Origin of the sequence: Streptomyces sp. CCM_MD2014 (genome assembly GCF_000772045.1) — a bacterium.
Lineage (GTDB): Bacteria > Actinomycetota > Actinomycetes > Streptomycetales > Streptomycetaceae > Streptomyces > Streptomyces salinarius.
Map to the genome: position 1 here is coordinate 2,446,184 of NZ_CP009754.1, position 26,517 is coordinate 2,472,700.

13 protein-coding genes, 1 tRNA gene and 3 rRNA genes are annotated in these 26,517 nt (G+C 67.6%); 3 read left to right on the forward strand and 14 right to left on the reverse strand.

Features of this window, described 5'->3' with window-relative positions; translation table 11 throughout:
• Positions 1-166: 166 nt before the first annotated feature.
• Both NI25_RS10545 and NI25_RS10550 read right to left on the reverse strand, forming a co-directional pair.
• The gene (locus tag NI25_RS10545) at positions 167-841 is read right to left on the reverse strand and encodes a response regulator (protein ID WP_061442219.1); all 675 of its coding nucleotides are present in this window, start codon (positions 839-841) and stop codon (positions 167-169) included.
• A 432-nt stretch (positions 842-1,273) separates the two neighbouring features.
• On the reverse strand, positions 1,274-6,760 hold the full coding sequence (locus NI25_RS10550; RefSeq protein ID WP_061442220.1) for a HAMP domain-containing protein: 5,487 nt from the start codon (positions 6,758-6,760) through the stop codon (positions 1,274-1,276).
• 394 nt (positions 6,761-7,154) lie between these two features.
• On the opposite strand from NI25_RS10550, the gene NI25_RS10555 reads away from it, so the two are divergent.
• A complete protein-coding gene (locus NI25_RS10555; RefSeq protein ID WP_061442221.1) occupies positions 7,155-9,905 on the forward strand; it encodes a SpoIIE family protein phosphatase in 2,751 nt (916 codons plus the stop codon).
• A 92-nt stretch (positions 9,906-9,997) separates the two neighbouring features.
• On the opposite strand, the gene NI25_RS10560 is transcribed toward NI25_RS10555, so the two are convergent.
• The 8 genes from NI25_RS10560 to thyX form a co-directional block, all read right to left on the reverse strand.
• A tRNA-Thr gene (locus NI25_RS10560) sits at positions 9,998-10,070 on the reverse strand.
• 83 nt (positions 10,071-10,153) lie between these two features.
• Entirely contained in the window at positions 10,154-10,816 is a 663-nt protein-coding gene (locus tag NI25_RS10565; protein WP_061446860.1) for a DegT/DnrJ/EryC1/StrS family aminotransferase, read from the reverse strand.
• A 113-nt stretch (positions 10,817-10,929) separates the two neighbouring features.
• A 5S ribosomal RNA gene (gene rrf, locus NI25_RS10570) occupies positions 10,930-11,046 on the reverse strand.
• Positions 11,047-11,131: 85 nt separating this feature from the next.
• Positions 11,132-14,254 (reverse strand): 23S ribosomal RNA (locus NI25_RS10575).
• 306 nt (positions 14,255-14,560) lie between these two features.
• Positions 14,561-16,087: ribosomal RNA gene (locus tag NI25_RS10580) — 16S ribosomal RNA — on the reverse strand.
• The 16S, 23S and 5S rRNA genes sit together here, the layout of an rRNA operon.
• Before the next feature lie 493 nt (positions 16,088-16,580).
• Positions 16,581-18,266 (reverse strand): ribonuclease J, encoded by a 1,686-nt coding sequence (locus NI25_RS10585; RefSeq protein WP_061442222.1) that lies wholly within the window; start codon positions 18,264-18,266, stop codon positions 16,581-16,583.
• Positions 18,267-18,419: 153 nt separating this feature from the next.
• Positions 18,420-19,319, reverse strand: a complete 900-nt coding sequence (gene dapA, locus NI25_RS10590) for a 4-hydroxy-tetrahydrodipicolinate synthase (RefSeq protein ID WP_061442223.1) — start codon at positions 19,317-19,319, stop codon at positions 18,420-18,422.
• A gap of 226 nt (positions 19,320-19,545) precedes the next feature.
• Positions 19,546-20,286, reverse strand: a complete 741-nt coding sequence (thyX, locus tag NI25_RS10595; protein WP_061442224.1) for an FAD-dependent thymidylate synthase — start codon at positions 20,284-20,286, stop codon at positions 19,546-19,548.
• A 191-nt stretch (positions 20,287-20,477) separates the two neighbouring features.
• Here thyX and NI25_RS10600 point away from each other — a divergent pair, with 191 nt between their 5' ends.
• Both NI25_RS10600 and NI25_RS10605 read left to right on the forward strand, forming a co-directional pair.
• A complete protein-coding gene (locus NI25_RS10600; protein ID WP_061442225.1) occupies positions 20,478-20,717 on the forward strand; it encodes a hypothetical protein in 240 nt (79 codons plus the stop codon).
• Between the two features lie 117 nt (positions 20,718-20,834).
• Positions 20,835-21,389, forward strand: coding sequence for a hypothetical protein (locus tag NI25_RS10605; protein ID WP_061442226.1), 555 nt, complete (start codon positions 20,835-20,837; stop codon positions 21,387-21,389).
• A 75-nt stretch (positions 21,390-21,464) separates the two neighbouring features.
• On the opposite strand, the gene NI25_RS10610 is transcribed toward NI25_RS10605, so the two are convergent.
• The 4 genes from NI25_RS10610 to NI25_RS10625 are packed head-to-tail and all read right to left on the reverse strand — an operon-like array spanning position 21,465 to position 26,318.
• On the reverse strand, positions 21,465-21,920 hold the full coding sequence (locus NI25_RS10610; protein ID WP_061442227.1) for a hypothetical protein: 456 nt from the start codon (positions 21,918-21,920) through the stop codon (positions 21,465-21,467).
• Positions 21,921-21,933: 13 nt separating this feature from the next.
• On the reverse strand, positions 21,934-22,686 hold the full coding sequence (gene dapB / locus NI25_RS10615) for a 4-hydroxy-tetrahydrodipicolinate reductase (protein WP_061442228.1): 753 nt from the start codon (positions 22,684-22,686) through the stop codon (positions 21,934-21,936).
• Positions 22,687-22,725: 39 nt separating this feature from the next.
• The gene (locus tag NI25_RS10620) at positions 22,726-24,105 is read right to left on the reverse strand and encodes a M16 family metallopeptidase (protein WP_061442229.1); all 1,380 of its coding nucleotides are present in this window, start codon (positions 24,103-24,105) and stop codon (positions 22,726-22,728) included.
• Positions 24,102-26,318, reverse strand: a complete 2,217-nt coding sequence (locus tag NI25_RS10625) for a polyribonucleotide nucleotidyltransferase (RefSeq protein WP_061442230.1) — start codon at positions 26,316-26,318, stop codon at positions 24,102-24,104. Before NI25_RS10625 ends, NI25_RS10620 begins: the two co-directional genes overlap by 4 nt.
• Positions 26,319-26,517: the final 199 nt, after the last annotated feature.

Here is a 26,517-nt window from a genome sequence, read left to right on the forward strand (position 1 = left end):
GCGGTCGACACGTGTGCCCACCGCTTCACCCGTTCGTGTCGCGTCCGAGCGACGGCGGAACTGACGGTTCCGGTACGGCGCCTGACCCTTCCTCACGGGCCGCCTCACGGACGGCCGTGGCCGCCGTACCGAGTCGTGAACGGCGATCCGGGCGTCGGCCGTGGCGTCAGTTGACGGCGGCCTGGCCTCCGGACGTGCCCGGCTCCAGGGCGTCCAGTGCCCGCCGCAACCCGGTGAGCTTGCGCTCCAGGTGGGCGGCCGTCGCCACCGCCGCCGCGTCCGTCGACTCGTCGCCCAACTGCTTGGACAGCGCCTCCGCCTGCTCCTCCACGGCCGCCAGCCGCGCCGACAGCTCGGCGAGCAGCCCGGCCGGCTCCTTGGTGTCGCCCGCCTCCGCCTTGCCGCTGCCCTCCAACTGGAGCCGCAGCAGCGCCGCCTGCTCCCGCAGCTGGCAGTTCTTCATGTACAGCTCGACGAAGACCGACACCTTGGCGCGCAGCACCCAGGGGTCGAAGGGCTTGGAGATGTAGTCCACCGCGCCCGCCGCGTACCCGCGGAAGGTGTGATGGGGGCCGTGGTTGATCGCGGTGAGGAAGATGATCGGGATGTCCCGGGTCCGCTCCCGCCGCTTGATGTGCGCGGCGGTCTCGAAACCGTCCATGCCCGGCATCTGGACGTCCAGCAGAATGACCGCGAAGTCGTCCGTGAGCAGTGCTTTGAGCGCTTCCTCCCCGGACGATGCCCGCACCAGCGTCTGATCGAGCGCCGAGAGGATCGCCTCCAGCGCAAGCAGATTCTCCGGCCGGTCATCGACCAGGAGGATCTTGGCCTTCTGCACCATGGCCCGCCCTCCTCGCCCCGGCGTGGGGCCTCCCCTGTCCACAGGACTTGGCACGGCACCGGCGGGTGCCGCCCCGGGGGACGGCTCCCTTGCGCCGCCCGTCCTCGTGCCGGTCATCGTAGCCGCACCCCGCCTGTCGCCACACCCTGTCACCGTGATGTCACTGTGCTCATAGCAGAAACGCGGCGGGGGACCAGAAGGTTCCCCGAATCCCGTGCTCCTACACGGCTTCGGGCACGCCGAGTCGGCGACTCCGCGTGAACCGAAGGTTCCCGCCGTGGCACACACTCCACGTTCGCACACCGCCCGAGCGAGCCGCACGGAAGGTGCCCGAACATGCGAGGACACCGTGCCCGAACGTACTACGGGCCCGGGGTCCGAACGTACCGGCCGCTTCCCGGCGGCTCCCCGGCCGCCGCCGGGACCCCTGGCTCACTCCTCGCGCATCCACTGCTGCATCACCGTCAGCAGGTGGTCGGGGTCGACCGGCTTCGTCACGTAGTCGGACGCACCCGACTCGATCGCCTTCTCCCGGTCGCCCTTCATCGCCTTCGCGGTCAGCGCGATGATCGGCAGACCGGCGAACTGGGGCATCCTGCGGATCGCCGTGGTCGTCGCGTACCCGTCCATCTCGGGCATCATGATGTCCATCAGGACGACCGCCACGTCCTCGTGCTGCTCCAGGACCTCGATGCCCTCCCGCCCGTTCTCGGCGTACAGCACGGACAGGCCGTGCTGCTCCAGGACGCTCGTGAGAGCGAAGACGTTGCGGATGTCGTCATCGACGATCAGCACCTTCTGCCCGCCGAACCTGATCCCCCGGCTCGACTGCGGCGCCGGCTCCTGTCCGGCGTCCGACTGCCGCTCCCGCACCTCGGGCAGCGCATCGGTAGCGGCCGACCGGCGGCGGCGCCGGAACAGCGCGGCCGCTCCGTTCTGCGAGTCCTGGTACGACGTCACCTCGGCCGGCGCCTCGGCCTCCGCCCCCGGCAGCTCGGCCACGGCCGCCGAGGACGCCGACGGCTCACCGCCCTCCACGGACGGCAGCGGCTGCTGGTAGCCGTGCGGCGGCAGCTCGCTGGGGTGCAGCGGCAGGTAGAGCGTGAACGTCGACCCGCGGCCCGGCTCGCTCTGCGCGTGGATCTCGCCGCCGAGCAGCTGCGCGATCTCCCGAGAGATGGACAGCCCGAGACCCGTACCGCCGTACTTGCGGCTGGTGGTGCCGTCGGCCTGCTTGAACGCCTCGAAGATCACCTGCATCTTGCTGGCCGCGATCCCGATGCCCGTGTCGCTCACGGAGAACGCGATCAGCTCGGCGTCCGGGTCGCTCATCGAGCCGGCCTCCAGCAACTGCTCCCGGATGGCCTGCGGCACCTCGTCCCGGGCGGGCCGGATGACCAGCTCGACCGAGCCCGAGTCGGTGAACTTCACCGCGTTGGACAGCAGGTTGCGCAGCACCTGGAGCAGCCGCTGCTCGTCGGTGTGCATGGTCGCGGGCAGCCCCGGCGACACCCGCACCGACAGGTCCAGGCCCTTCTCCGCGCTCAGCGGCCGGAAGGTTGCCTCCACGTAGTCCACGAGCTGGACGAGTGCGATGCGCGTCGGGGAGACGTCCATCTTCCCCGCGTCGACCTTCGACAGGTCGAGGATGTCGTTGATCAGCTGGAGCAGGTCGGAGCCCGCGCCGTGGATCGTCTCGGCGAACTCGACCTGCTTCGGGGTCAGGTTCGCGTCCGCGTTGTCGGCCAGCAACTTGGCCAGAATCAGCAGGGAGTTGAGCGGCGTACGCAGCTCGTGCGACATGTTGGCCAGGAACTCGCTCTTGTAGCGCATGGAGACCGCGAGCTGCTCCGCGCGCTCCTCCAGGACCTGCCGGGCCTCCTCGATCTCGGTGTTCTTCACCTCGATGTCGCGGTTCTGCTGGGCCAGCAGCTCGGCCTTCTCCTCCAGTTCGGCGTTGGACGACTGGAGCGCCTTCTGCCGCTGCTCCAACTCCTCGGAGCGGTCACGCAGTTGCTCGGTCAGCTCCTGCGACTGCTTCAGCAGCACCTCCGTCTTGGTGTTGACGGAGATGGTGTTGACGCTGGTCGCGATCATCTCGGCGATCTGGTTCAGGAAGTCCTTCTGGATGTGCGTGAACGGCGTGAACGACGCCAGCTCGATGACGCCGAGCACCTGCCCCTCGAACAGCACCGGAAGGACGATCACCTGCGCGGGCGGGGCCTCGCCGAGCCCGGAGGAGATCTTCAGATAGCCGGTCGGCGCGTTCTCCACGAGGATCGTGCGCTTCTCCTTGGCGGCCGTGCCGACCAGCGCCTCCCCCGGCCGGAACGAGGTCGGCATCGACCCCATCGAGTAGCCGTACGACCCGAGCATCCGCAGCTCGTACGCGTCGCCCTCGGCGCCCGCCTGCTCCTGCCCGTCGACCAGGGGCATCGCGAGGAAGAACGCCCCGTGCTGCGCGGAGACCACGGGCGTCAGCTCGCTCATGATCAGCGAGGCCACGTCCTGGAGGTCGCGGCGGCCCTGCATCAGACCGGAGATCCGGGCCAGATTGCCCTTGAGCCAGTCCTGCTCCTTGTTGGCGATCGTGGTGTCGCGCAGGTTGGCGATCATCTTGTTGATGTAGTCCTGCAGCTCCGAGATCTCGCCGGAGGCGTCCACGTCGATCTTCAGGTTCAGATCGCCGCGGGTCACCGCGGTCGCCACGCGCGCGATGGCCCGCACCTGCCGGGTCAGGTTCCCGGCCATCTCGTTCACGGACTCCGTCAGGTCGCGCCAGGTGCCGTCGACGTCCCGCACGCGTGCCTGCCCGCCGAGCTGTCCCTCGGTGCCCACCTCGCGGGCGACGCGGGTGACCTCCTCGGCGAAGGAGGAGAGCTGGTCGACCATCGTGTTGATGGTCGTCTTCAGCTCCAGGATCTCGCCGCGCGCGTCGATGTCGATCTTCTTGGTCAGGTCGCCCTTCGCGATCGCCGTGGTGACCATGGCGATGTTGCGCACCTGGCCGGTCAGGTTGGACGCCATCTGGTTCACCGACTCGGTGAGGTCCTTCCACGTCCCCGACACGCCCGGCACCTGTGCCTGGCCGCCCAGGATGCCGTCGGTGCCCACCTCGCGGGCCACCTTGGTCACCTGGTCGGCGAAGGAACGCAGCGTGCGCACCATGGTGTTGAAGGTGTCGGCGAGCTGCGCGACCTCGCCGCGCGCCTCGATCGTCACCGTCCGCGTCAGGTCGCCGTTGGCGACGGCCGCGGCCACCTGGGAGATGTTCCGCACCTGGACCGTGAGGTTCTTGGCCATCAGGTTGACGTTGTCGTTGAGGTCCTTCCAGATGCCCACGACGCCGGGCACACTCGCCTGACCACCGAGGATGCCCTCCGTGCCCACCTCACGGGCCACCCGCGTGACCTGCTCCGCGAACGACGACAGCTGGTCCACCATCGTGTTGACGGTGGTGACCAGCTCGAGGATCTCACCCTTGGCATCGACGGTGATCTTTTTCGACAGGTCGCCCTTGGCCACCGCGGTGGTGACCTCGGCGATGTTGCGCACCTGCATGGTCAGGTTGTTGGCCATGCCGTTCACGGACTGCGTGAGGTCCTTCCAGGTGCCGGAGACGCCCTGCACCTCCGCCTGGCCGCCGAGGATGCCCTCGGTGCCCACCTCGCGCGCGACGCGCGTGACCTCCTGGGCGAACGACGACAGCTGGTCCACCATCGTGTTCAGGGTGTTCTTCAGCTCCAGGATCTCCCCGCGAGCGTCCACGGTGATCTTCTGGGACAGGTCACCGCGCGCCACCGCCGTCGCGACCTGCGCGATGTTGCGCACCTGCGCGGTGAGATTGCCGGCCATGCCGTTCACGGAGTCGGTGAGGTCGCGCCACACGCCGGCGACCCCGGGCACCTGTGCCTGACCGCCGAGGCGGCCCTCGGTACCCACCTCGCGGGCCACGCGCGTGACCTGCTCGGCGAAGGACGACAGCTGGTCGACCATCGTGTTGATGGTGTTCTTCAGCTCCAGGATCTCGCCGCGCGCGTCCACGTCGATCTTCTGGGACAGGTCGCCGCGTGCCACGGCCGTCGTGACCTGGGCGATGTTGCGCACCTGGGAAGTCAGATTGCCGGCCATGGAGTTGACGGAGTCCGTCAGCTCCTTCCAGGTCCCCGACACCCCGTCGACGCGGGCCTGGCCGCCGAGGCGGCCCTCCGTGCCCACGTCCCGGGCCATCCGCGTCACCTGGTCGGCGAAGCTGGAGAGCTGGTCCACCATCGTGTTGACGGTGTTCTTCAGCTGGAGCATCTCGCCGGAGACGTCCACGGTGACCTTCTGCGACAGGTCGCCGTTGGCCACCGCCGTCGTCACCTGGGCGATGTTCCTCACCTGACCGGTGAGGTTGCGGAACGCGGTGTTGACGGAGTCGGTGAGGTCCTTCCACGTCCCGGCCGCCCCCGGCACCTGCGCCTGACCGCCCAGCTCGCCCTCGACGCCCACCTCGCGGGCCACCCGCGTGACCTCGGCACCGAAGGCGGAGAGCTGGTCCACCATCGTGTTGACGGTGTTCTTCAGCTCCAGCATCTCGCCGGCCACGTCCACCGTGACCTTCTGCGACAGGTCACCGCTCGCCACGGCGGTCGTCACCGCGGCGATGTCGCGGACCTGCGTGGTCAGGTTCCGGAAGACCGTGTTGACGGAGTCCGTCAGGTCCTTCCAGATACCGGCCGCGCCGGGCACGTTCGCCTGACCGCCGAGCTGTCCCTCGCCACCCGTCTCGTTCGCCACGCGCGTGACCTCGTCCGCGAAGATCCGCAGCGTCTCGGTCATCTGGTTGATCGTCTCGGCGAGCTGCGCGACTTCGCCGCGGGCCGGCACCGTCACCTTCTTCGACAGGTCGCCGTTGGCGACCGCCGTCGTCACGTGGGAGATCTCCCGCACCTGGGCCGTCAGGTTCCCCGCCATGGTGTTGACGGAATCGGTCAGCTCCTTCCACACCCCGGCCACACCCGGCACCCGCGCCTGACCGCCCAGCGCACCCTCGGTGCCCACCTCCCGGGCCACCCGCGTCACCTCGGACGAGAACGCGGAGAGCTGGTCCACCATCGTGTTGACGGTGTTCTTCAGCTCCAGCATCTCGCCGGCCACGTGCACGGTGACCTTCCGCGACAGGTCACCCTTGGCCACCGCCGTCGTGACCAGCGCGATGTCCCTCACCTGGGCGGTGAGCCGGTACGCCATCGTGTTGACGGAGTCCGTCAGGTCCTTCCAGGAACCGGACATACCGCGCACCCGGGCCTGACCGCCCAGCTTGCCCTCGGTGCCGACCTCGCTGGCCACCCGCGTGACCTCGTCCGTGAACGTCGACAACTGGTCGACCAGGTTGTTCACGGTCCGGCCGACCTTCAGGAACTCACCGCGCAGCGGCTGCCCGGTGCCCTCCTCGCTCTGCGTCCGCAGCTCCATGCGCGGCGACAGATCACCGTCCGCGACCGCCGACAACACCCGGCTGACCTCGGAGACCGGTCGCACCAGGTCGTCCACCAGCGCGTTCGAGTGGTCGATCGCGGCCGCCCAGGACCCCTCGCAGGCGCCGGTCTCCAGCCGCTCCGTGAGTTTTCCCTCACGTCCGACCACGCGCCGCACCCGCGCCAGCTCGCCCGTGAGGTGCAGATTGCGGTCGGCCACCTCGTTGAAGACCGCCGCGATCTCCGCCATCACGCCGTCGCCGGACACCGTGAGCCGCCTGCGGAAGTTTCCCTCCCGCATCGACACGAGGGCCGCGAGCAGCCGGTTCAGGGCCGCCGTGTCCACCGTCGTGGTGCCGCCCCGGGTACTGCCGCCCCGCGTTTTGCCCTGGTTGCTCAGGGACTGTCCGCCCTTCGCGCGCGTCTTCGTGGTCCGCGTCGCTGCGCCAGACTCCACTGTGTCCCTCCCGCAGGGGTCGACCGATACCGCTGTGCCCGGCCGCCCACGCTCGGCGGACCGGTTCCTGCCGCCTGTGATTCCCGTACTGCCGGGCACCGCGGCCCGGCACGCCGGACCGCTTCCAGGGGCTGCTGCCCACCCGACCGGGCACGCATTCACCTGCCCGGACCTTCATAAGCAGCTTGCCCAGTGTTTCACCCCGGCCGAACCAGGCCATAACAGTTCGGCAGCTTCGCACATCGTCCGCACACCCTCTGGGCGGAAACACTGCAGACCGGCATCCGGATGGACGGCGAAGGTAAGTAACCTTGCATGAGGCTGTCCAGCCGTACCGGTCCGTCCGGTCTGGGCGGTGGCACGGAGACGAGCGGGCATCGGAGGGGCGGCCGGAATGACCACCGGACTGATCCCGGGGGAGCAGCCCCCGGATCCCGGGCCGACGGGTGGGCTGCCGCAGCAGCGGCACGAGCCGGTCGGCCATGAGGCCGTGCACGGGGAGAGAGGGTCGAGGAGTTCTGTGATCACCGCGCGCGCGGCCGCCAGCTTCGAGCCCGTCGGGCGATCCGTGGCGAGCGCCCGGTCCTTCGTCCGCGACACCCTCCAGGGCTGGGGCCAGGCCGACATCGTCGACGACGCCGTGGTGCTCACCAGCGAACTGGTGACCAATGCCGTGGTCCACGCCGGCACCACCGCCGACGTCGTGTGCCTGCGCAGCGACGACGGCGTACGCATCGAGGTCGCCGACCACTATCCGGAGCGTGAGGTCCCGCTCCAGGGCTCCCCCGCCAACATGGGCAGCCTCGACCGCGAGGGCGGGCGCGGCCTCCAGTTGTGCGCGGCGCTGGCCGACCGCTGGGGCGTGGAGTACACGCCCACGCTCAAGAACGTCTGGTTCCACCTCCACCTGCCCGAGCGCCCGGTCGGCACCCGCGCCGCCGGCCCCTCCCTCCCGGCCGCTCTGCTGCCGCTCGCCGACGGCCGGGTCCGGGTCGCCGTCGTCCAGATCGACCGCACCGGCTCCGTCACGTCCTGGAACGAGGACGCCGAGGATCTCTTCGGCTACGCCCCCGACCAGGTCGTCGGCAAGCCGCTGACCGACCTCGCCGCCTGGCCGCACACCCCCGGCACCAGCACCGGCATCGCCGAGGCGCTCCAGCTCTCCCGCTGGGAGGGCAGCTACGGCATAAGGGGCGCCGACGGCCGCGTCACCCCGGTCTACGCCTCCCACCTCCGCGTCCGCGACGCCGACGGCGAGCCGTCCACGGTCTGCCTCCTGGTCCGCGACCACGAACGCGCGGTGCTGCAGACCCCGTTGCGCGTGCCGGCCGCCGACACCCCGTCCGCAGAGGGCCAGAGCACCGACCCCTTCGAGGTGTTCATCGGCTCTCCCGCCCCGGACGACCTCGACGGCCTGCTCCAGCGCACCGTCGAACGCGCCCGCGACATGCTCGACGCCGACGCCGCCTTCCTGCTCCTGGCCACCGACGACGAAACGGAGTTGGAGGTCCGCGCCTCGACCGGGCTGCCCTCCGCCCGCCAGCGTTTCGCCCGCGTCCCCGTCGAGGCGGGACCCGGCCGCTACGGCTCGGCGCGCATGCCCGCCGTCCACGACGACCTCGAAGCCGTCCCCGGCGCGGTTCCGCTGCTCAGCAGCACGGGCATGCGTTCGGTCGTCACCGTCCCGCTCAAGGTCGAGGGCCGCCTCACCGGCTCCCTCGGCGTCGCCGCCGAGGCCCCCGGCCGGTACTCCAACGAGGAGGCACTGCGCCTCCAGTTCGCCGCCGACCGCATCGCGCTGGCCGTCGAGTCGGCGCGCCTGGGCGAGCTGGAGCGGCTGCGCCGCGGCTCGCTCAGCTTCCTCGTCGAGGCCTCCGACCTCCTCGCCGGCACCCTGGACCGCGACCAGACGCTGGCCCTCATGGCCCAGATGACGGTCCCGACGCTGGCCACCTGGTGCGCCGTCTACACCATCGCCGACCAGTCCTCGGACCCGTACCTCTCCTACGTCCTGCACGAGGACGAGGAGTTGATCGACGGCATCAAGTCCCTGCTGTCGAAGATCGCGCCGCCCGACCCGGTCCCCACCCCGGGCGCCCGGGTCTGGACGGCTCCCGCCGAGATGGCCCACCAGGCGGCACTGCGCACCTCCATGCGCGACCTCGGACTCAGCGGCGGTACGCCCCAGCCGGTGAGCACCGGCATCGGTCCGACCCTCGCCACTGCCTCCGCCGTCGGCGGCGAGACCGTCGTCCTCCCGCTGGTCGCCCGCAACCGCGTCATCGGCATGCTCACGCTCGGCAAGCCCACCGACGACCACTTCCGCCAGGAGATCCTGGAACTCGCCGAGGACCTGTCCCGCCGGGCCGCCCTGGCGCTGGACAACGCACGCCTGTACTCGGAGCGCACGGCCATCAGCCAGTCCCTCCAGCGCAGCCTCCTGCCCCCGGAACTGCCCGTCATCGACGGCGTCGAGGTCGAGGTCATCTACCGCGCGGCCGGCGAGGGCAACGAGGTGGGCGGCGACTTCTACGACCTCTTCCCCATCAGCGACGACGCGTACGGCTTCGCCATCGGCGACGTCTGCGGTACGGGCCCCAACGCAGCGGCCGTCACCGGCCTGGCCCGGCACGCCCTGCGCCTGCTGGCCCGGGAGGGGCTGAGCGGCCCGGCGGTCCTGCAGCGCCTCAACTCCGCCATCCTGGACGAGGGCGCCCGCAGCCGCTTCCTCACACTGCTGTACGGCGAGATGCGCCCGCAGGAGGACGGCAGCGCGGAGCTGAAGGTGGTCTGCGCCGGCCATCCGCTGCCGCTCCGCCTGCGCCAGGACGGCACGGTCGAACCGGCCGCCGAACCGCAGCCGCTCCTCGGCGTCATCGAGGACCTGGAGCTGTACGAGCAGACGGTCACCCTCGACCCGGGCGACGTCCTGCTGTGCGTCACGGACGGCGTCACCGAACGCCGCGAGGGCACGCGCATGCTGGGCGACGACGGTCTCGCCGACGTCCTGACGACCTGCACGGGCCTGACGGCGGGTGCGGTGGCCGCGCGCATCATGCGCGCGGTGGAGCGGTTCGCGTCGGACGCCCCGTCCGACGACATGGCGATCCTCGCGATGCGCGTCCCGGAGCCCCACGCGGACTAGCGTGCCGGCCCCGGGACTTGGCCCGGCCCCGGCCGCTGATCGCGGCCATGCGAAAGGCCCCGCCCAAATCGGGCGGGGCCTTTCGCATGGCGAGCCCCCAAACGGAATCGAACCGTTGACCTTCTCCTTACCATGGAGACGCTCTGCCGACTGAGCTATAGGGGCCTGTCGCTTTTCGAGGTTTCCCTCGCGGCAACGGAATAGATCATACCCCGAACAAGCCGGTGCTCCCAACCACGGACGTTCCGTCAGTACGCGGGCTGCAGCAGTCCCCCGAGCGCATTGCAGGCGGACACGATCCGTTGCATGTCCCGCTTGGTCAGCGCGGCCTCGACAGGCAGCGCGAGCGTCTCGTCGACGGCCCGCTCGGTCTCCGGCAGCGACACGCAACGCCGGAATCCGGGCATCCGATGCACGGGCACCTTCACCGGCACCCGGCATTCCACTCCCCTCCCCCGCACCGCGCGCGCGAACGCGTCACGGTCCGGCCGCCCGTTCCCCGGCACCCGCACCACGTACTGCTGGTAGGTGTGCCCGTCGCCCCAGTCCGGAGTCCGCACGCCCCTCAACTTCCCGTCGAGGTAGGCCGCCCGCTGCCTGCGCCGCGCTATCTCGTCGTACGGCGCCTCGGACTCGCCCTGCTCCAGCACGAGCAGTCCGTGCCGTTGTCCGACCCGGTGCAGTGCGCCCATGTCCGCCGGCCGACCGAACCGGTGCACGACGACCATCGCCGCGGTCCGGGACGTCAGCGCCGCCTCCACCAAGGAGGGGTCCAGGCAGTACGTCACCGGGTCTATGTCGGCGAACACCGGCGAAGCGCCCACCAGGGCCACGGCCTCGGCGACTTCCACGTTCCCGAAGGCAGGTACGACGACCTCGTCACCGACGCCCACGCCGGCGGCCCTGAGCATTGCTGCAGTACCCATACGGGGATGGTCGGGGCGCAACGTGAACTCGAAGTGACGGAAAACAAAAAAGGGCTGGTCCCGGAACCGAAGTTCCGGGACCAGCCCTTCTAATAATTGTTCGGCGGCGTCCTACTCTCCCACAGGGTCCCCCCTGCAGTACCATCGGCGCTGTAAGGCTTAGCTTCCGGGTTCGGAATGTAACCGGGCGTTTCCCCTACGCTATGACCACCGAAACACTATGAAACAGACAACCAACCGGTAACCAACACGGTCTGATTGTTCGTGGTTCCAGAACCAACACAGTGGACGCGAGCAACTGAGGACAAGCCCTCGGCCTATTAGTACCGGTCACCTCCACACCTCACGGTGCTTCCAGATCCGGCCTATCAACCCAGTCGTCTACTGGGAGCCTTACCCCATCAAGTGGGTGGGAGTCCTCATCTCGAAGCAGGCTTCCCGCTTAGATGCTTTCAGCGGTTATCCCTCCCGAACGTAGCCAACCAGCCATGCCCTTGGCAGAACAACTGGCACACCAGAGGTTCGTCCGTCCCGGTCCTCTCGTACTAGGGACAGCCCTTCTCAAGACTCCTACGCGCACAGCGGATAGGGACCGAACTGTCTCACGACGTTCTAAACCCAGCTCGCGTACCGCTTTAATGGGCGAACAGCCCAACCCTTGGGACCGACTCCAGCCCCAGGATGCGACGAGCCGACATCGAGGTGCCAAACCATCCCGTCGATATGGACTCTTGGGGAAGATCAGCCTGTTATCCCCGGGGTACCTTTTATCCGTTGAGCGACGGCGCTTCCACAAGCCACCGCCGGATCACTAGTCCCGACTTTCGTCCCTGCTCGACCCGTCGGTCTCACAGTCAAGCTCCCTTGTGCACTTACACTCAACACCTGATTGCCAACCAGGCTGAGGGAACCTTTGGGCGCCTCCGTTACTCTTTAGGAGGCAACCGCCCCAGTTAAACTACCCATCAGACACTGTCCCTGATCCGGATCACGGACCCAGGTTAGACATCCAGCACGACCAGACTGGTATTTCAACGACGACTCCACCCACACTGGCGTGCGAGCTTCACAGTCTCCCAGCTATCCTACACAAGCCGAACCGAACACCAATATCAAACTGTAGTAAAGGTCCCGGGGTCTTTCCGTCCTGCTGCGCGAAACGAGCATCTTTACTCGTAGTGCAATTTCACCGGGCCTATGGTTGAGACAGTCGAGAAGTCGTTACGCCATTCGTGCAGGTCGGAACTTACCCGACAAGGAATTTCGCTACCTTAGGATGGTTATAGTTACCACCGCCGTTTACTGGCGCTTAAGTTCTCAGCTTCGCCCAGACGAATCTGAGCTAACCGGTCCCCTTAACGTTCCAGCACCGGGCAGGCGTCAGTCCGTATACATCGCCTTACGGCTTCGCACGGACCTGTGTTTTTAGTAAACAGTCGCTTCTCGCTGGTCTCTGCGGCCACCCCCAGCTCAGAGTGCAAGACTCATCACCAGGCGTGGCCCCCCTTCTCCCGAAGTTACGGGGGCATTTTGCCGAGTTCCTTAACCATAGTTCACCCGAACGCCTCGGTATTCTCTACCTGACCACCTGAGTCGGTTTAGGGTACGGGCCGCCATGAAACTCGCTAGAGGCTTTTCTCGACAGCATAGGATCATCCACTTCACCACAATCGGCTCGGCATCAGGTCTCAGCCGTATGCAAGGCGGATTTACCTACCTTGCGGCCTACACCCTTACCCCGGGACAACCACCGCCCGGGATGGACTACCTTCCTGCGTCACCCCATCACTCACCTACTAACCGCTTGGGTCGGCGGCTCCACCACTCCCACTGACGGCAAAGCCGACAGCGGGCGGTTTCACGGCCTTAGCATCACGATGCTCGATGTTTGACGCTTCACAGCGGGTACCGGAATATCAACCGGTTATCCATCGACTACGCCTGTCGGCCTCGCCTTAGGTCCCGACTTACCCTGGGCAGATCAGCTTGACCCAGGAACCCTTAGTCAATCGGCGCAAACGTTTCTCACGTTTGTATCGCTACTCATGCCTGCATTCTCACTCGTCAACCGTCCACAACTACCTTCCGGTGCTGCTTCACCCGGCAGACGACGCTCCCCTACCCATCCATACAGGCGTTGGCCCTATTGTATGAATGACACGACTTCGGCGGTACGCTTGAGCCCCGCTACATTGTCGGCGCGGAATCACTAGACCAGTGAGCTATTACGCACTCTTTCAAGGGTGGCTGCTTCTAAGCCAACCTCCTGGTTGTCTGTGCGACTCCACATCCTTTCCCACTTAGCGTACGCTTAGGGGCCTTAGTCGATGCTCTGGGCTGTTTCCCTCTCGACCATGGAGCTTATCCCCCACAGTCTCACTGCCGCGCTCTCACTTACCGGCATTCGGAGTTTGGCTAAGGTCAGTAACCCGGTAGGGCCCATCGCCTATCCAGTGCTCTACCTCCGGCAAGAAACACACGACGCTGCACCTAAATGCATTTCGGGGAGAACCAGCTATCACGGAGTTTGATTGGCCTTTCACCCCTAACCACAGGTCATCCCCCAGGTTTTCAACCCTGGTGGGTTCGGTCCTCCACGACCTCTTACAGCCGCTTCAACCTGCCCATGGCTAGATCACTCCGCTTCGGGTCTTGAGCGTGCTACTGAAACGCCCTATTCGGACTCGCTTTCGCTACGGCTTCCCCACCCGGGTTAACCTCGCAACACACCGCAAACTCGCAGGCTCATTCTTCAAAAGGCACGCAGTCACGAGACACGTGCAAGCACGCATCCGACGCTCCCACGGCTTGTAGGCACACGGTTTCAGGTACTATTTCACTCCGCTCCCGCGGTACTTTTCACCATTCCCTCACGGTACTATCCGCTATCGGTCACCAGGGAATATTTAGGCTTAGCGGGTGGTCCCGCCAGATTCACACGGGATTTCTCGGGCCCCGTGCTACTTGGGTGTCTCACAAGCAAGCCGCTGACATTTCGACTACGGGGGTCTTACCCTCTACGCCGGACCTTTCGCATGTCCTTCGCCTACATCAACGGTTTCTGACTCGCCCTGTTGCCGGCAGACAACAGAAGTGAGATCCCACAACCCCGCACACGCAACCCCTGCCGGGTCTCACACGTGAACGGTTTAGCCTCATCCGGTTTCGCTCGCCACTACTCCCGGAATCACGGTTGTTTTCTCTTCCTGCGGGTACTGAGATGTTTCACTTCCCCGCGTTCCCTCCACACTGCCTATGTGTTCAGCAGCGGGTGACAGCCCATGACGACTGCCGGGTTTCCCCATTCGGACACCCCCGGATCAAAGCCTGGTTGACGACTCCCCGGGGCCTATCGTGGCCTCCCACGTCCTTCATCGGTTCCTGGTGCCAAGGCATCCACCGTGCGCCCTTAAAAACTTGGCCACAGATGCTCGCGTCCACTGTGCAGTTCTCAAACAACGACCAACCACCCATCACCCCGGGAAAAACTCCCGAGTGCACTGGGGCCGGCAACTGAAGGAAATTCATTCCCTCAGACACCCAACAGCGTGCCCGACCGCAACCCGTCCGGTGATCGTGCGTTCCACGCTCCGAAGAGCAGTACTAGCAGCCACCGACCCGTGGTGCCGACCGAGTAGTCAACGTTCCACCCATGAGCAACCAGTGCGAGACGTTCGCTCGCATGCTGGCCTCTGACCAGTCCGAAGACCGGTAAGAAGTGCTCCTTAGAAAGGAGGTGATCCAGCCGCACCTTCCGGTACGGCTACCTTGTTACGACTTCGTCCCAATCGCCAGTCCCACCTTCGACAGCTCCCTCCCACAAGGGGTTGGGCCACCGGCTTCGGGTGTTACCGACTTTCGTGACGTGACGGGCGGTGTGTACAAGGCCCGGGAACGTATTCACCGCAGCAATGCTGATCTGCGATTACTAGCGACTCCGACTTCATGGGGTCGAGTTGCAGACCCCAATCCGAACTGAGACCGGCTTTTTGAGATTCGCTCCACCTTGCGGTATCGCAGCTCATTGTACCGGCCATTGTAGCACGTGTGCAGCCCAAGACATAAGGGGCATGATGACTTGACGTCGTCCCCACCTTCCTCCGAGTTGACCCCGGCGGTCTCCCGTGAGTCCCCAACCTCCGAAGAGTTGCTGGCAACACGGGACAAGGGTTGCGCTCGTTGCGGGACTTAACCCAACATCTCACGACACGAGCTGACGACAGCCATGCACCACCTGTACACCGACCACAAGGGGGGCACCATCTCTGATGCTTTCCGGTGTATGTCAAGCCTTGGTAAGGTTCTTCGCGTTGCGTCGAATTAAGCCACATGCTCCGCCGCTTGTGCGGGCCCCCGTCAATTCCTTTGAGTTTTAGCCTTGCGGCCGTACTCCCCAGGCGGGGCACTTAATGCGTTAGCTGCGGCACGGACAACGTGGAATGTTGCCCACACCTAGTGCCCACCGTTTACGGCGTGGACTACCAGGGTATCTAATCCTGTTCGCTCCCCACGCTTTCGCTCCTCAGCGTCAGTATCGGCCCAGAGATCCGCCTTCGCCACCGGTGTTCCTCCTGATATCTGCGCATTTCACCGCTACACCAGGAATTCCGATCTCCCCTACCGAACTCTAGCCTGCCCGTATCGACTGCAGACCCGGGGTTAAGCCCCGGGCTTTCACAACCGACGCGACAAGCCGCCTACGAGCTCTTTACGCCCAATAATTCCGGACAACGCTTGCGCCCTACGTATTACCGCGGCTGCTGGCACGTAGTTAGCCGGCGCTTCTTCTGCAGGTACCGTCACTTTCGCTTCTTCCCTGCTGAAAGAGGTTTACAACCCGAAGGCCGTCATCCCTCACGCGGCGTCGCTGCATCAGGCTTGCGCCCATTGTGCAATATTCCCCACTGCTGCCTCCCGTAGGAGTCTGGGCCGTGTCTCAGTCCCAGTGTGGCCGGTCGCCCTCTCAGGCCGGCTACCCGTCGTCGCCTTGGTGAGCCATTACCTCACCAACAAGCTGATAGGCCGCGGGCTCATCCTGCACCGCCGGAGCTTTCGACCCGCCAAGATGCCTTGGCGGGTCAGTATCCGGTATTAGACCCCGTTTCCAGGGCTTGTCCCAGAGTGCAGGGCAGATTGCCCACGTGTTACTCACCCGTTCGCCACTAATCCCCACCCGAAGGTGGTTCATCGTTCGACTTGCATGTGTTAAGCACGCCGCCAGCGTTCGTCCTGAGCCAGGATCAAACTCTCCGTGAATGTTTACCCGTAATCGGGTGACACCACGAGAGCGGAACATCGGGAGGAATAATCCCGACGTTCACAGCGTCCTCGCTGTGTGTTTCAAAGGAACCTCAACCCGATCGAACCGATCAGGTCGGGGTATCAACATATCTGGCGTTGACTTTTGGCACGCTGTTGAGTTCTCAAGGAACGGACGCTTCCTTTGTACTCACCCTCTCGGGCTTTCCTCCGGGCGCTTCCCTTCGGTCTTGCGTTTCCGACTCTATCAGATCTTTCCGATCCGATTTCCTCGGTGCTTTCCAGGTTCCCGCTTTCGCGTTTCCCTTTCCGGCGAGTCCGACTTTATCAGAGATTCTGAGTCGGGATTTCCGCCCCCCGGGGCGGCTCCGAACCACGAAGTGATCGGGTGCCCGTCCGAGCGGAGATGTAAACGTACTGGAGCGGGGCGCCCCGATGCAAATCGGGGCGCCCCGCTCCAGGTTGGCGCTGTCGGTGGTCCGACGGGCCGTCAGACCTCCACGACGACCGGCAGGATCATCGGCCGGCGCCGGTAGGTGTCCGACACCCACTTGCCGAGGGTCCTGCGCACCAGCTGCTGGAGCTGGTGCGGCTCGACGACCCCGTCCTGGGCCGAGCGTTCCAGTGCCTCGGTGATCTTGGGGAGCACCGCCGAGAAGGCGGAGTCGTCGATGCCCGAGCCGCGGGCCTGGACATGGGGTCCACCGGTGATCTTGCCTGTGGAGGAGTCCATGACCACGAAGACCGAGATGATGCCCTCGTCGCCGAGGATCTTGCGGTCCTTGAGAGCCGGCTCGCCGACGTCGCCGACCGAGAGGCCGTCGACGTAGACGTACCCCGCCTGCACCTTGCCGGTGATCTTCGCCTTGCCCTCGACGAGGTCGACGACCACGCCGTCCTCGGCGATGACGATGCGGTCGTGCGGGACGCCGGTCAGGGCGCCCAGTTCGGCGTTGGCGCGCAGGTGGCGCCATTCGCCGTGGACCGGCATCAGGTTCTTCGGGCGGCAGATGTTGTAGAAGTACAGCAGCTCGCCGGCCGAGGCGTGGCCCGAGACGTGGACCTTGGCGTTGCCCTTGTGGACGACGTTGGCGCCCCAGCGGGTCAGGCCGTTGATCACGCGGTAGACCGCGTTCTCGTTGCCCGGGATGAGGGACGAGGCCAGGATCACCGTGTCGCCGTTGACGATGCGGATCTGGTGGTCGCGGTTGGCCATGCGGGACAGGGCGGCCATCGGTTCGCCCTGGGAGCCCGTGCAGACCAGGACCACCTCGCTGTCGGGCAGGTCGTCGAGCGTCTTGACGTCGACCACCAGACCCGGCGGCACCTTCAGGTAGCCAAGGTCCCGGGCGATGCCCATGTTGCGGACCATGGAGCGGCCGACGAAGGCGACCCGGCGGCCGTACTCGTGGGCGGCGTCCAGGATCTGCTGGATGCGGTGGACGTGGCTGGCGAAGCTCGCCACGATGATCCGCTTGCGGGCGCCGGCGAAGACCTGGCGCAGGACGTTCGAAATGTCCCGCTCGGGCGGGACGAAGCCCGGCACCTCGGCGTTGGTCGAGTCCGAGAGGAGGAGGTCGATGCCCTCCTCGCTCAGGCGCGCGAACGCGTGCAGGTCCGTGAGGCGGCCGTCCAGCGGGAGCTGGTCCATCTTGAAGTCGCCGGTGTGCACCACCATGCCCGCCGGGGTGCGGATGGCGACGGCCAGCGCGTCCGGGATGGAGTGGTTGACCGCGACGAACTCGCAGTCGAAGGGGCCGACGCGTTCGCGGTGCCCCTCCTCCACCTCGAGGGTGTAGGGGCGGATGCGGTGCTCCTGGAGCTTGGCCTCGATCAGCGCGAGGGTCAGCTTGGAGCCGATGAGCGGGATGTCCGGCTTCTCGCGGAGGAGGAAGGGGACGCCGCCGATGTGGTCCTCGTGGCCGTGGGTCAGGACGATGCCCTCGATGTCGTCGAGGCGGTCCCGGATGGACGAGAAGTCCGGCAGGATCAGGTCGATGCCGGGCTGCTCCTCCTCCGGGAAGAGCACGCCGCAGTCGACGATCAGCAGACGGCCGCCGTACTCGAAGACCGTCATGTTGCGGCCGATCTCGCCGAGGCCGCCCAGCGGCGTGACCCGCAGGCCGCCCTTGGGGAGCGCCGGGGGCCGGCCCAGTTCAGGATGCGGATGACTCAAAAGACTCTCCTCACCACGCGCGCCACGTACCGGTGGCACGTGGCGCGCGTGACGTTCGTGCAGAAGCAGTTGTCGTTGTGGGGTGCGGGCACCGGTGGCCCGCTTATTCAGTTGTGAAGTCCGTGCGGTCGTGCGGTGGTGCGAAGTCTGTTGTCAGAGCTGTACCCCGCCGGCTGCAAGATCGATCTTGAGCTGCTCGGTTTCCTCGGGCGTGAGGCCGACCATGGGGGCGCGCAGCGGTCCGGCGGGCAGTCCCTGGAGGGCGAGCGCGGCCTTGGTGGTCATGACGCCCTGGGTGCGGAACATGCCGGTGAAGACCGGGAGCAGCTTCTGGTGGATCTCCAGGGCCTTCTGTACGTCACCCGCGACGAACGCGTCCACCATGGCGCGCAGCTCGGGGGTGACGACGTGGCCGACGACGGAGACGAAGCCGACCGCGCCCACGGAGAGCAGCGGCAGGTTCAGCATGTCGTCGCCGGAGTACCAGGCGAGGCCGGAGCGCGCGATGGCCCAGCTGGCCCGGCCGAGGTCGCCCTTGGCGTCCTTGTTGGCGACGATCCGCGGGTGCTCCGCGAGGCGGACCAGGGTCTCCGTGTTGATCGGGACGCCGCTGCGGCCGGGGATGTCGTAGAGCATGACCGGGAGCCGGCTGGCGTCGGCGATGGCCGTGAAGTGCTGATACAGGCCCTCCTGCGGGGGCTTGTTGTAGTACGGCGTGACGAGCAGCAGGCCGTGGGCGCCGGCGCGCTCGGCGGCGCGGGCCAGCTCGATGCTGTGCTGGGTGTTGTTGGTGCCGACTCCGGCGACGACGTGCGCCCGGTCGCCGACGGCCTCCAGGACGGCTCGTACGAGGTCCGCTTTCTCCGCGTCGCTGGTGGTGGGGGACTCGCCGGTGGTGCCGTTGATGATCAGGCCGTCGTTGCCTGCGTCCACCAGGTGGGCGGCGAGCCGCTGCGCGCCGTCGAGGTCGAGTGCGCCGTCCGCCGCGAAGGGCGTGACCATGGCGGTGAGGACCCGCCCGAAGGGGGTCTGCGGAGTGGAGGTCGGAGCCATGGGTTACACGCTACTCGTTGCCTGGGCCGGGGTCTGCCCTCGGGGGAGGCGGCAGGTCGGAACGGAAGTGGAGCCCGGCACTGCCTGCTCGGGGGTTCAAGCAGTGCCGGGTCCCTTTGATCAGGCTAGATGAACTTCTCCAAACGCCGCAATCCGGACACTTCGGATGGTTGATGCGTACATCTGTGCCCGGCCGGGCGACGCCGGAGGCCGGCCCTCGCTCTCCTTACGGCGCCACGCGGCCGTTGGCATTGAAGGCGGCGTGGGTGAGCGGCATGAGCCTGGCCCACTCCTCCTCCATCTTCTCGCCGACCATCTCGATCTCCCGCTGCGGGAAGGAGGGCACCTTGGCCAGCTCGTGCTGGGTGCGCAGGCCCAGGAAGTGCATCAGCGAGCGGGCGTTGCAGGTGGCGTACATCGACGAGTACAGGCCGACGGGGAGCACCGCGCGGGCCACCTCCCGGGCTACGCCCGCGGCCAGCATCTTCTGGTACGTCGCGTAGGCCTGGCGGTAGGAGTCCTCCATCGCGCCGCCGACCAGTTCGTGCTGCTCGGGGGTGCCCTCGACGAACTCGTACTTGCCGGGACGGCCCTGCTGCACCAGCTTGCGGGAGGTGTCCGGCACGTAGAAGACCGGCTGGAGCTCCCGGTAGCGGCCCGACTCCTCGTTGTAGGACCAGCCCACGCGGTGCCGCATGAACTCCCGGAAGACGAAGATCGGGGCGCTGACGAAGAAGGTCATCGAGTTGTGCTCGAACGGGCTGCCGTGCCGGTCCCGCATCAGGTAGTTGATCAGGCCCTTGGAGCGCTCCGGGTCCTTCTTCAGCTCGTCCAGGGACTGCTCCCCGGCGGTCGAGACGCGGGCGGCGAACAGCACGTCGGAGTCGGTCGCGGCGCTCTTGACCAGCTCGACGGTGATGTCGCTGCGGAGTTCGATCTTGGGATCGTCGGCGGGGATGTCGGTCACGGTGTGGAGGGCCTTCCCAGTCAATCTCGGCGCTTGGCGAGGCCACTCTACGGCCCGCCACATGGCGCCGAATCGGGCGTTCGATGCTGTGCCGCAATGAAGTCGGTGAAACAGGGCACCTGGAGGGCCGTTCGTTCGTCTGTATGAGTAACAGCACTTCATTCCAGTCCCTGAAGGGAGACGCAGCCCCTATGATCCGCCGGCGTGAACCCGTGCCGTTCGCCTTCGTCGCCGAGGCCGACAGGTTCCGCAGCAATGTCACACCCCCGCCGCGCGAGCGGGCGTCCTTCGGCCAGCTGGCCGGACGCTGGCTCCTCGGCCTCACCGTCGTCGCCGGTCTCGTGGGTTCCCTGGTGATCGGGATGCCCGCCCTGTCCGCCGACCAGCCCTCCCCGCACAAGCAGCCGTCGCAGGCGTCCGAGGGGCGCTAGAGGTACGCGGGGGCGGACGGCCCGGCTCCGTCCGGACCCCCGAGGGTGGTGACGGGAGACACAGGTCGGTAGCCTCACCGGGCACAACACTTGCCATGGAACGAGTGAGGACCAGCCGTGCCCCTGCCCTTCCTGACGGCCGACCGCGCCTTTGACACGGCCGACGACGTCGCGCTGCCGTACGACGACCGCGACCAGTGGCGCCGGCCCTACCGCCCGGGGCCGTGGCGCGTGGGGGCGGCGGCGCTGATGCTGCTGCTGGCCTCGTTCGTCCTGTTCGCGGCGGTGATCATCGCGGCTACGGGCGGCCCGTCCTCCGCCGGGGTGGTCTTCGGCATCGCGGTCGTCGTCATCGTCTGCGCCCTGCGGATGCTGCGCATGGGCGCGTGGGTGAGCGCGCACGGGGTGCGTCAGGTGGGCTTCCTCAGCACGCGCACGGTGGCCTGGCAGCAGGTCGGGAGCGTGCGCACGGTGCAGCAGCCGGTGCGCTGGCTCGGACTGCCGCGCACGGTGCAGGGGCAGGCGCTGCTGCTCGTCCGCAAGGGCCGGTCCACGGAGCCCATGGCTCCCCTGCTGACCACGCACAACTCCGACTTCCTCGCGCGCGACGGCGCCTTCAACCGGGCCGCCGATGCGGTGGAGGCGTGGGCAGACGAGTACCGGCGGGGCTGAACGGCCGAGACCGAAAGGCCGGGGCCCGGACCGCACAGCTGCGGTCCGGGCCCCGGCCTTTCGGCTCCTGCCGGCTCAGGCGGCCTCGACCTGCTTGCCGTCGTGGAGGGCGATCGCCCGTTGCATCGCCTTGCGGGCGCGCGGGGTGTCGCGGGCGTCGTGGTAGGCCACGGCGAGGCGGAACCAGGTGCGCCAATCTCCGGGGCGGTCCTCCGTCTCGGCCTTGCGCAGGGCGAAGACCGCGTCGGCCGACTCCCGGTCGACACGGCCGCTCGGAGTGCGCTTCAGCTCGTCGACGGGCAGTCCGCCCTCGGCGTCGAGCTCGGCGGCGAGGGCGTTGGCCCGGCGGACGAACTGGGTGTTCTTCCAGAGGAACCACAGGCCGATCACCGGAAGGATCAGCACCGCGACGCCGAAGGTGACGGTGAGCAGGGTGCCGGTCTTGATGAGCAGCACGCCGCGGCTGCCGACCAGGACGAAGTAGAAGACCAGGACGGCGGCCGTGACGAGGTAGGTGATCTTCGCGCGCATCAGGGTGAGGGTCTCAGTTCAGGTCCAGGAAGTGTTCCAGGCCGAAGGTGAGGCCCGGGGTGCTGACCACCCGGCGGGCTCCCAGCAGGATGCCCGGCATGAAGCTGCTGTGGTGCAGGGAGTCGTGCCGGACGGTGAGGGTCTCGCCCTCGCCGCCCAGCAGGACCTCCTGGTGGGCGAGCAGGCCCCGCAGCCGGATCGCGTGGACCGGGACACCGTCGACGTTCGCGCCGCGCGCGCCGTCCAGGGCGGTGGCAGTGGCGTCGGGCGCCGGTGCGGAGCCTGCCTTCTGCCGGGCCTGGGCGATGAGCTGGGCGGTGCGGGTGGCGGTGCCGCTGGGGGCGTCCACCTTGTTCGGGTGGTGCAGCTCGACGACCTCGACGGATTCGAAGTACGGGGCGGCGATCTGCGCGAACCTCATGGTGAGCACGGCGCCGATGGAGAAGTTGGGCGCGATGAGCACGCCGGTCCCCGGGGAGGCGTCGAGCCACGCGTTGAGCTGCGCGAGCCGCTCGTCGGTCCAGCCGGTGGTGCCGACGACGGCGTGGATGCCGTGGCGCACGCAGTAGTCGAGGTTGTCCATCACCGAGACGGGGGTGGTCAGCTCGACGGCGACCTGGGCGCCGGACTCGGCCAGCGCCTCCAGGCCGTCGCCGCGGCCGAGGGCCGCGACCAGTTCCATGTCCTCGGCGGCCTCGACCGCCCGTACCGCCTCGGAGCCGATCCGGCCCTTGGCGCCGAGGACGGCCACGCGCAGCTTGCTCATGTCACATGCTTCCTTCTCGAACTTCTCGGAAAGGGACCGTCAGGCGACGGCGTCGTGCAGCCGGGCCGCCTGCTTGTCCTTGAGCGGGCCGATGACCGACAGGGACGGCCGTCGCCCCAGGACGTCGCGGGCGACGGCGCGGACGTCGTCCGGCGTGACCGAGGCTATCCGGGCCAGCATGTCGTCGACCGACATCTGCTCGCCCCAGCACAGCTCGCTCTTGCCGATACGGTTCATCAGCGCGCCCGTGTCCTCCAGGCCGAGGACCGTGGATCCCCGGAGCTGGCCGATCGCGCGGCCGATCTCGTCGTCCGTGAGGCCGTGCTCGGCGACGTGGTCCAGCTCGTCGCGGCAGATCTTGAGGACGTCGTGCACCTGGGAGGGCCGGCAGCCCGCGTACACGCCGAAGAGGCCGCAGTCGGCGAAGCCGGAGGTGTACGAGTACACGCTGTACGCCAGGCCGCGCTTCTCCCGCACCTCCTGGAAGAGGCGGGACGACATACCGCCGCCGAGGGCGGTGTTCAGGACCCCCATCGCCCAGCGGCGCTCGTCGGTGCGCGCCAGGCCCGGCATGCCGAGGATCACGTGGGCCTGCTCGGTCTTGCGGCCGATCAGCTCGACGCGCCCGGCGGCACGGACGGTGCGCCGGCCGTCGCGCGGGGCGAGCGGCCGCGCCGCCGGGTCCTTGAGGGCGCCGGCCTTCTCGAAGGCGGCGCGGACCTGGCGTACGACCTTGGTGTGGTCGACGTTGCCGGCCGCGGCGACCACCAGGTGGGTGGGGTCGTAGTGCTTCCGGTAGAAGCGGCGGATGCGGTCGGCCGTGAGGGCGTTGACCGTGTCGACGGTCCCGAGGACGGGCCGGCCGAGGGCGTTGTCGCCGAACATGGTGTGCGCGAACAGGTCGTGCACGCAGTCGCCGGGGTCGTCCTCGGTCATCGCGATCTCTTCGAGGATGGCGCCGCGCTCGACGTCGACGTCCTCCTCCCGGATCAGCGAGCCGGTCAGCATGTCGCAGACCACGTCGATGGCGAGCGGCAGGTCGGTGTCGAGCACGCGCGCGTAGTAGCACGTGTACTCCTTCGCCGTGAACGCGTTCATCTCGCCGCCGACCGCGTCGATGGCGGAGGAGATGTCCAGGGCGCTGCGCTTGCGGGTGCCCTTGAAGAGCAGGTGCTCCAGGTAGTGGGTGGCGCCGTTGAGGGCCGGGGTCTCGTCGCGGGAGCCGACGTGGGCCCAGATGCCGAAGGTCGCCGAGCGGACCGAGGGCAGGGTCTCGGTGACGATGCGCAGGCCGCCGGGGAGGGTCGTCCTGCGGACCGTGCCGATGCCGTGCTCGCCCTTGATGAGGGTTTGGGTACGGGCGACGGCCCGCGCCTCCGAGGAGGTGCGGGCCGTCGCCTTGGCGCTACGGGACGTCACTTGTCGGCGTCGTCCTTCTTGTCGTCGCCCTCTTCGCCCTCGATGACGGGGATGAGGGAGAGCTTGCCGCGGGAGTCGATCTCGGCGATCTCGACCTGGACCTTCTGGCCCACGCCGAGGACGTCCTCGACGTTCTCCACGCGCTTGCCGCCGGCGAGCTTGCGGATCTGCGAGATGTGCAGCAGACCGTCCTTGCCGGGCAGCAGGGAGACGAACGCGCCGAAGGTGGTCGTCTTGACGACCGTGCCCAGGTAGCGCTCGCCGACCTCGGGCATGGTCGGGTTGGCGATGCCGTTGATCGTGGCGCGGGCGGCCTCGGCGGCCGGGCCGTCGGCGGCACCGATGTAGATGGTGCCGTCGTCCTCGATCGTGATGTCGGCGCCCGTGTCCTCCTGGATCTGGTTGATCATCTTGCCCTTGGGGCCGATGACCTCACCGATCTTGTCGACCGGGATCTTCACGGTGATGATCCGGGGCGCGTTCGGGGACATCTCGTCCGGCGTGTCGATCGCTTCCATCATCACGTCGAGGATGTGGAGGCGGGCGTCACGGGCCTGCTTGAGGGCGGCGGCCAGGACGGAGGCGGGGATGCCGTCCAGCTTGGTGTCGAGCTGGAGCGCGGTCACGAACTCCTTGGTGCCGGCGACCTTGAAGTCCATGTCGCCGAAGGCGTCCTCCGCACCGAGGATGTCGGTGAGGGCGACGTAGTGCGTCTCGCCGTTGATCTCCTGGGAGATCAGGCCCATGGCGATACCGGCGACGGGGGCCTTGAGCGGCACACCGGCGTTCAGCAGCGACATGGTGGAGGCGCAGACGGAGCCCATGGACGTCGAGCCGTTGGAGCCGAGGGCCTCGGACACCTGGCGGATCGCGTAGGGGAACTCCTCGCGCGTCGGCAGCACCGGCACGATGGCGCGCTCGGCGAGGGCGCCGTGCCCGATCTCGCGGCGCTTCGGGGAGCCGACGCGGCCGGTCTCGCCGACGGAGTACGGCGGGAAGTTGTAGTTGTGCATGTAGCGCTTGCGGGTCACCGGGGAGAGGGTGTCCAGCTGCTGCTCCATGCGGAGCATGTTCAGGGTGGTGACGCCCAGGATCTGGGTCTCGCCACGCTCGAACAGGGCGGAGCCGTGCACGCGCGGGATGGCCTCGACCTCGGCGGCCAGGGTGCGGATGTCGGTGACACCGCGGCCGTCGATGCGCTTCTTCTCCTTGATGACGCGCTCGCGGACCAGGGACTTGGTCAGCGCGCGGTACGCGGCGGAGATCTCCTTCTCGCGGCCCTCGAACTCCGGCAGGAGCTTCTCGGCGGCGATGCCCTTGACGCGGTCCAGCTCGGCCTCGCGCTCCTGCTTGCCGGCGATGGTGAGCGCCTGGGCCAGCTCGGGCTTGACGGCGCCGGTCAGCGCCTCGAGGACGTCGTCCTGGTAGTCCAGGAAGATCGGGAACTCGCCGGTCGGCTTGGCGGCCTTGGCGGCGAGGTCGGCCTGGGCGCGGCAGAGGACCTTGATGAAGGGCTTCGCGGCCTCCAGACCGGCGGCGACGACCTCCTCGGTGGGCGCCTCGGCGCCGCCCTCGACCAGCTTGATCGTCTTCTCGGTGGCCTCGGCCTCGACCATCATGATCGCGACGTCGCCGTCCTCCAGGACGCGGCCCGCGACGACCATGTCGAAGACGGCGTCCTCGAGCTCGGTGTGCGTCGGGAAGGCCACCCACTGGCCGCGGATCAGCGCGACGCGGACGCCGCCGATCGGGCCGGAGAAGGGCAGGCCGGCCAGCTGCGTGGACGCGGAGGCGGCGTTGATCGCCACGACGTCGTACAGGTGGTCGGGGTTGAGCGCCATGACGGTGGCGACGACCTGGATCTCGTTGCGCAGGCCCTTCTTGAAGGACGGGCGCAGCGGGCGGTCGATCAGGCGGCAGGTGAGGATCGCGTCCTCGGAGGGCCGGCCCTCGCGGCGGAAGAAGCTGCCGGGGATCTTGCCGGCGGCGTACATCCGCTCCTCGACGTCCACCGTGAGCGGGAAGAAGTCGAGCTGGTCCTTCGGGTTCTTGGAGGCGCTGGTGGCCGACAGCACCATGGTGTCGTCGTCCAGGTACGCCACGGCGGAACCGGCGGCCTGACGGGCCAGGCGGCCCGTCTCGAAGCGGATGGTGCGGGTGCCGAAGGTGCCGTTGTCGATCACGGCTTCGGCGTAGTGGGTCTCGTTCTCCACTAGTGATTTCTCCGATGCTTGTCGTCTTTTGTCCCGCGCCGCCCGTGTGGCGGAGGGGACGGTACGGAGAAGCGTTCCGTGCAATGCGGGCCGGTCTTCGATCGAAGCACCCGGGGATCTGCCCCCGGGGGCCACTACCGAGGACCGGCGGCGGCGTGAGGGTCCGCTTCTCCTCATACGTCGTTGTGTTCTGTTACCA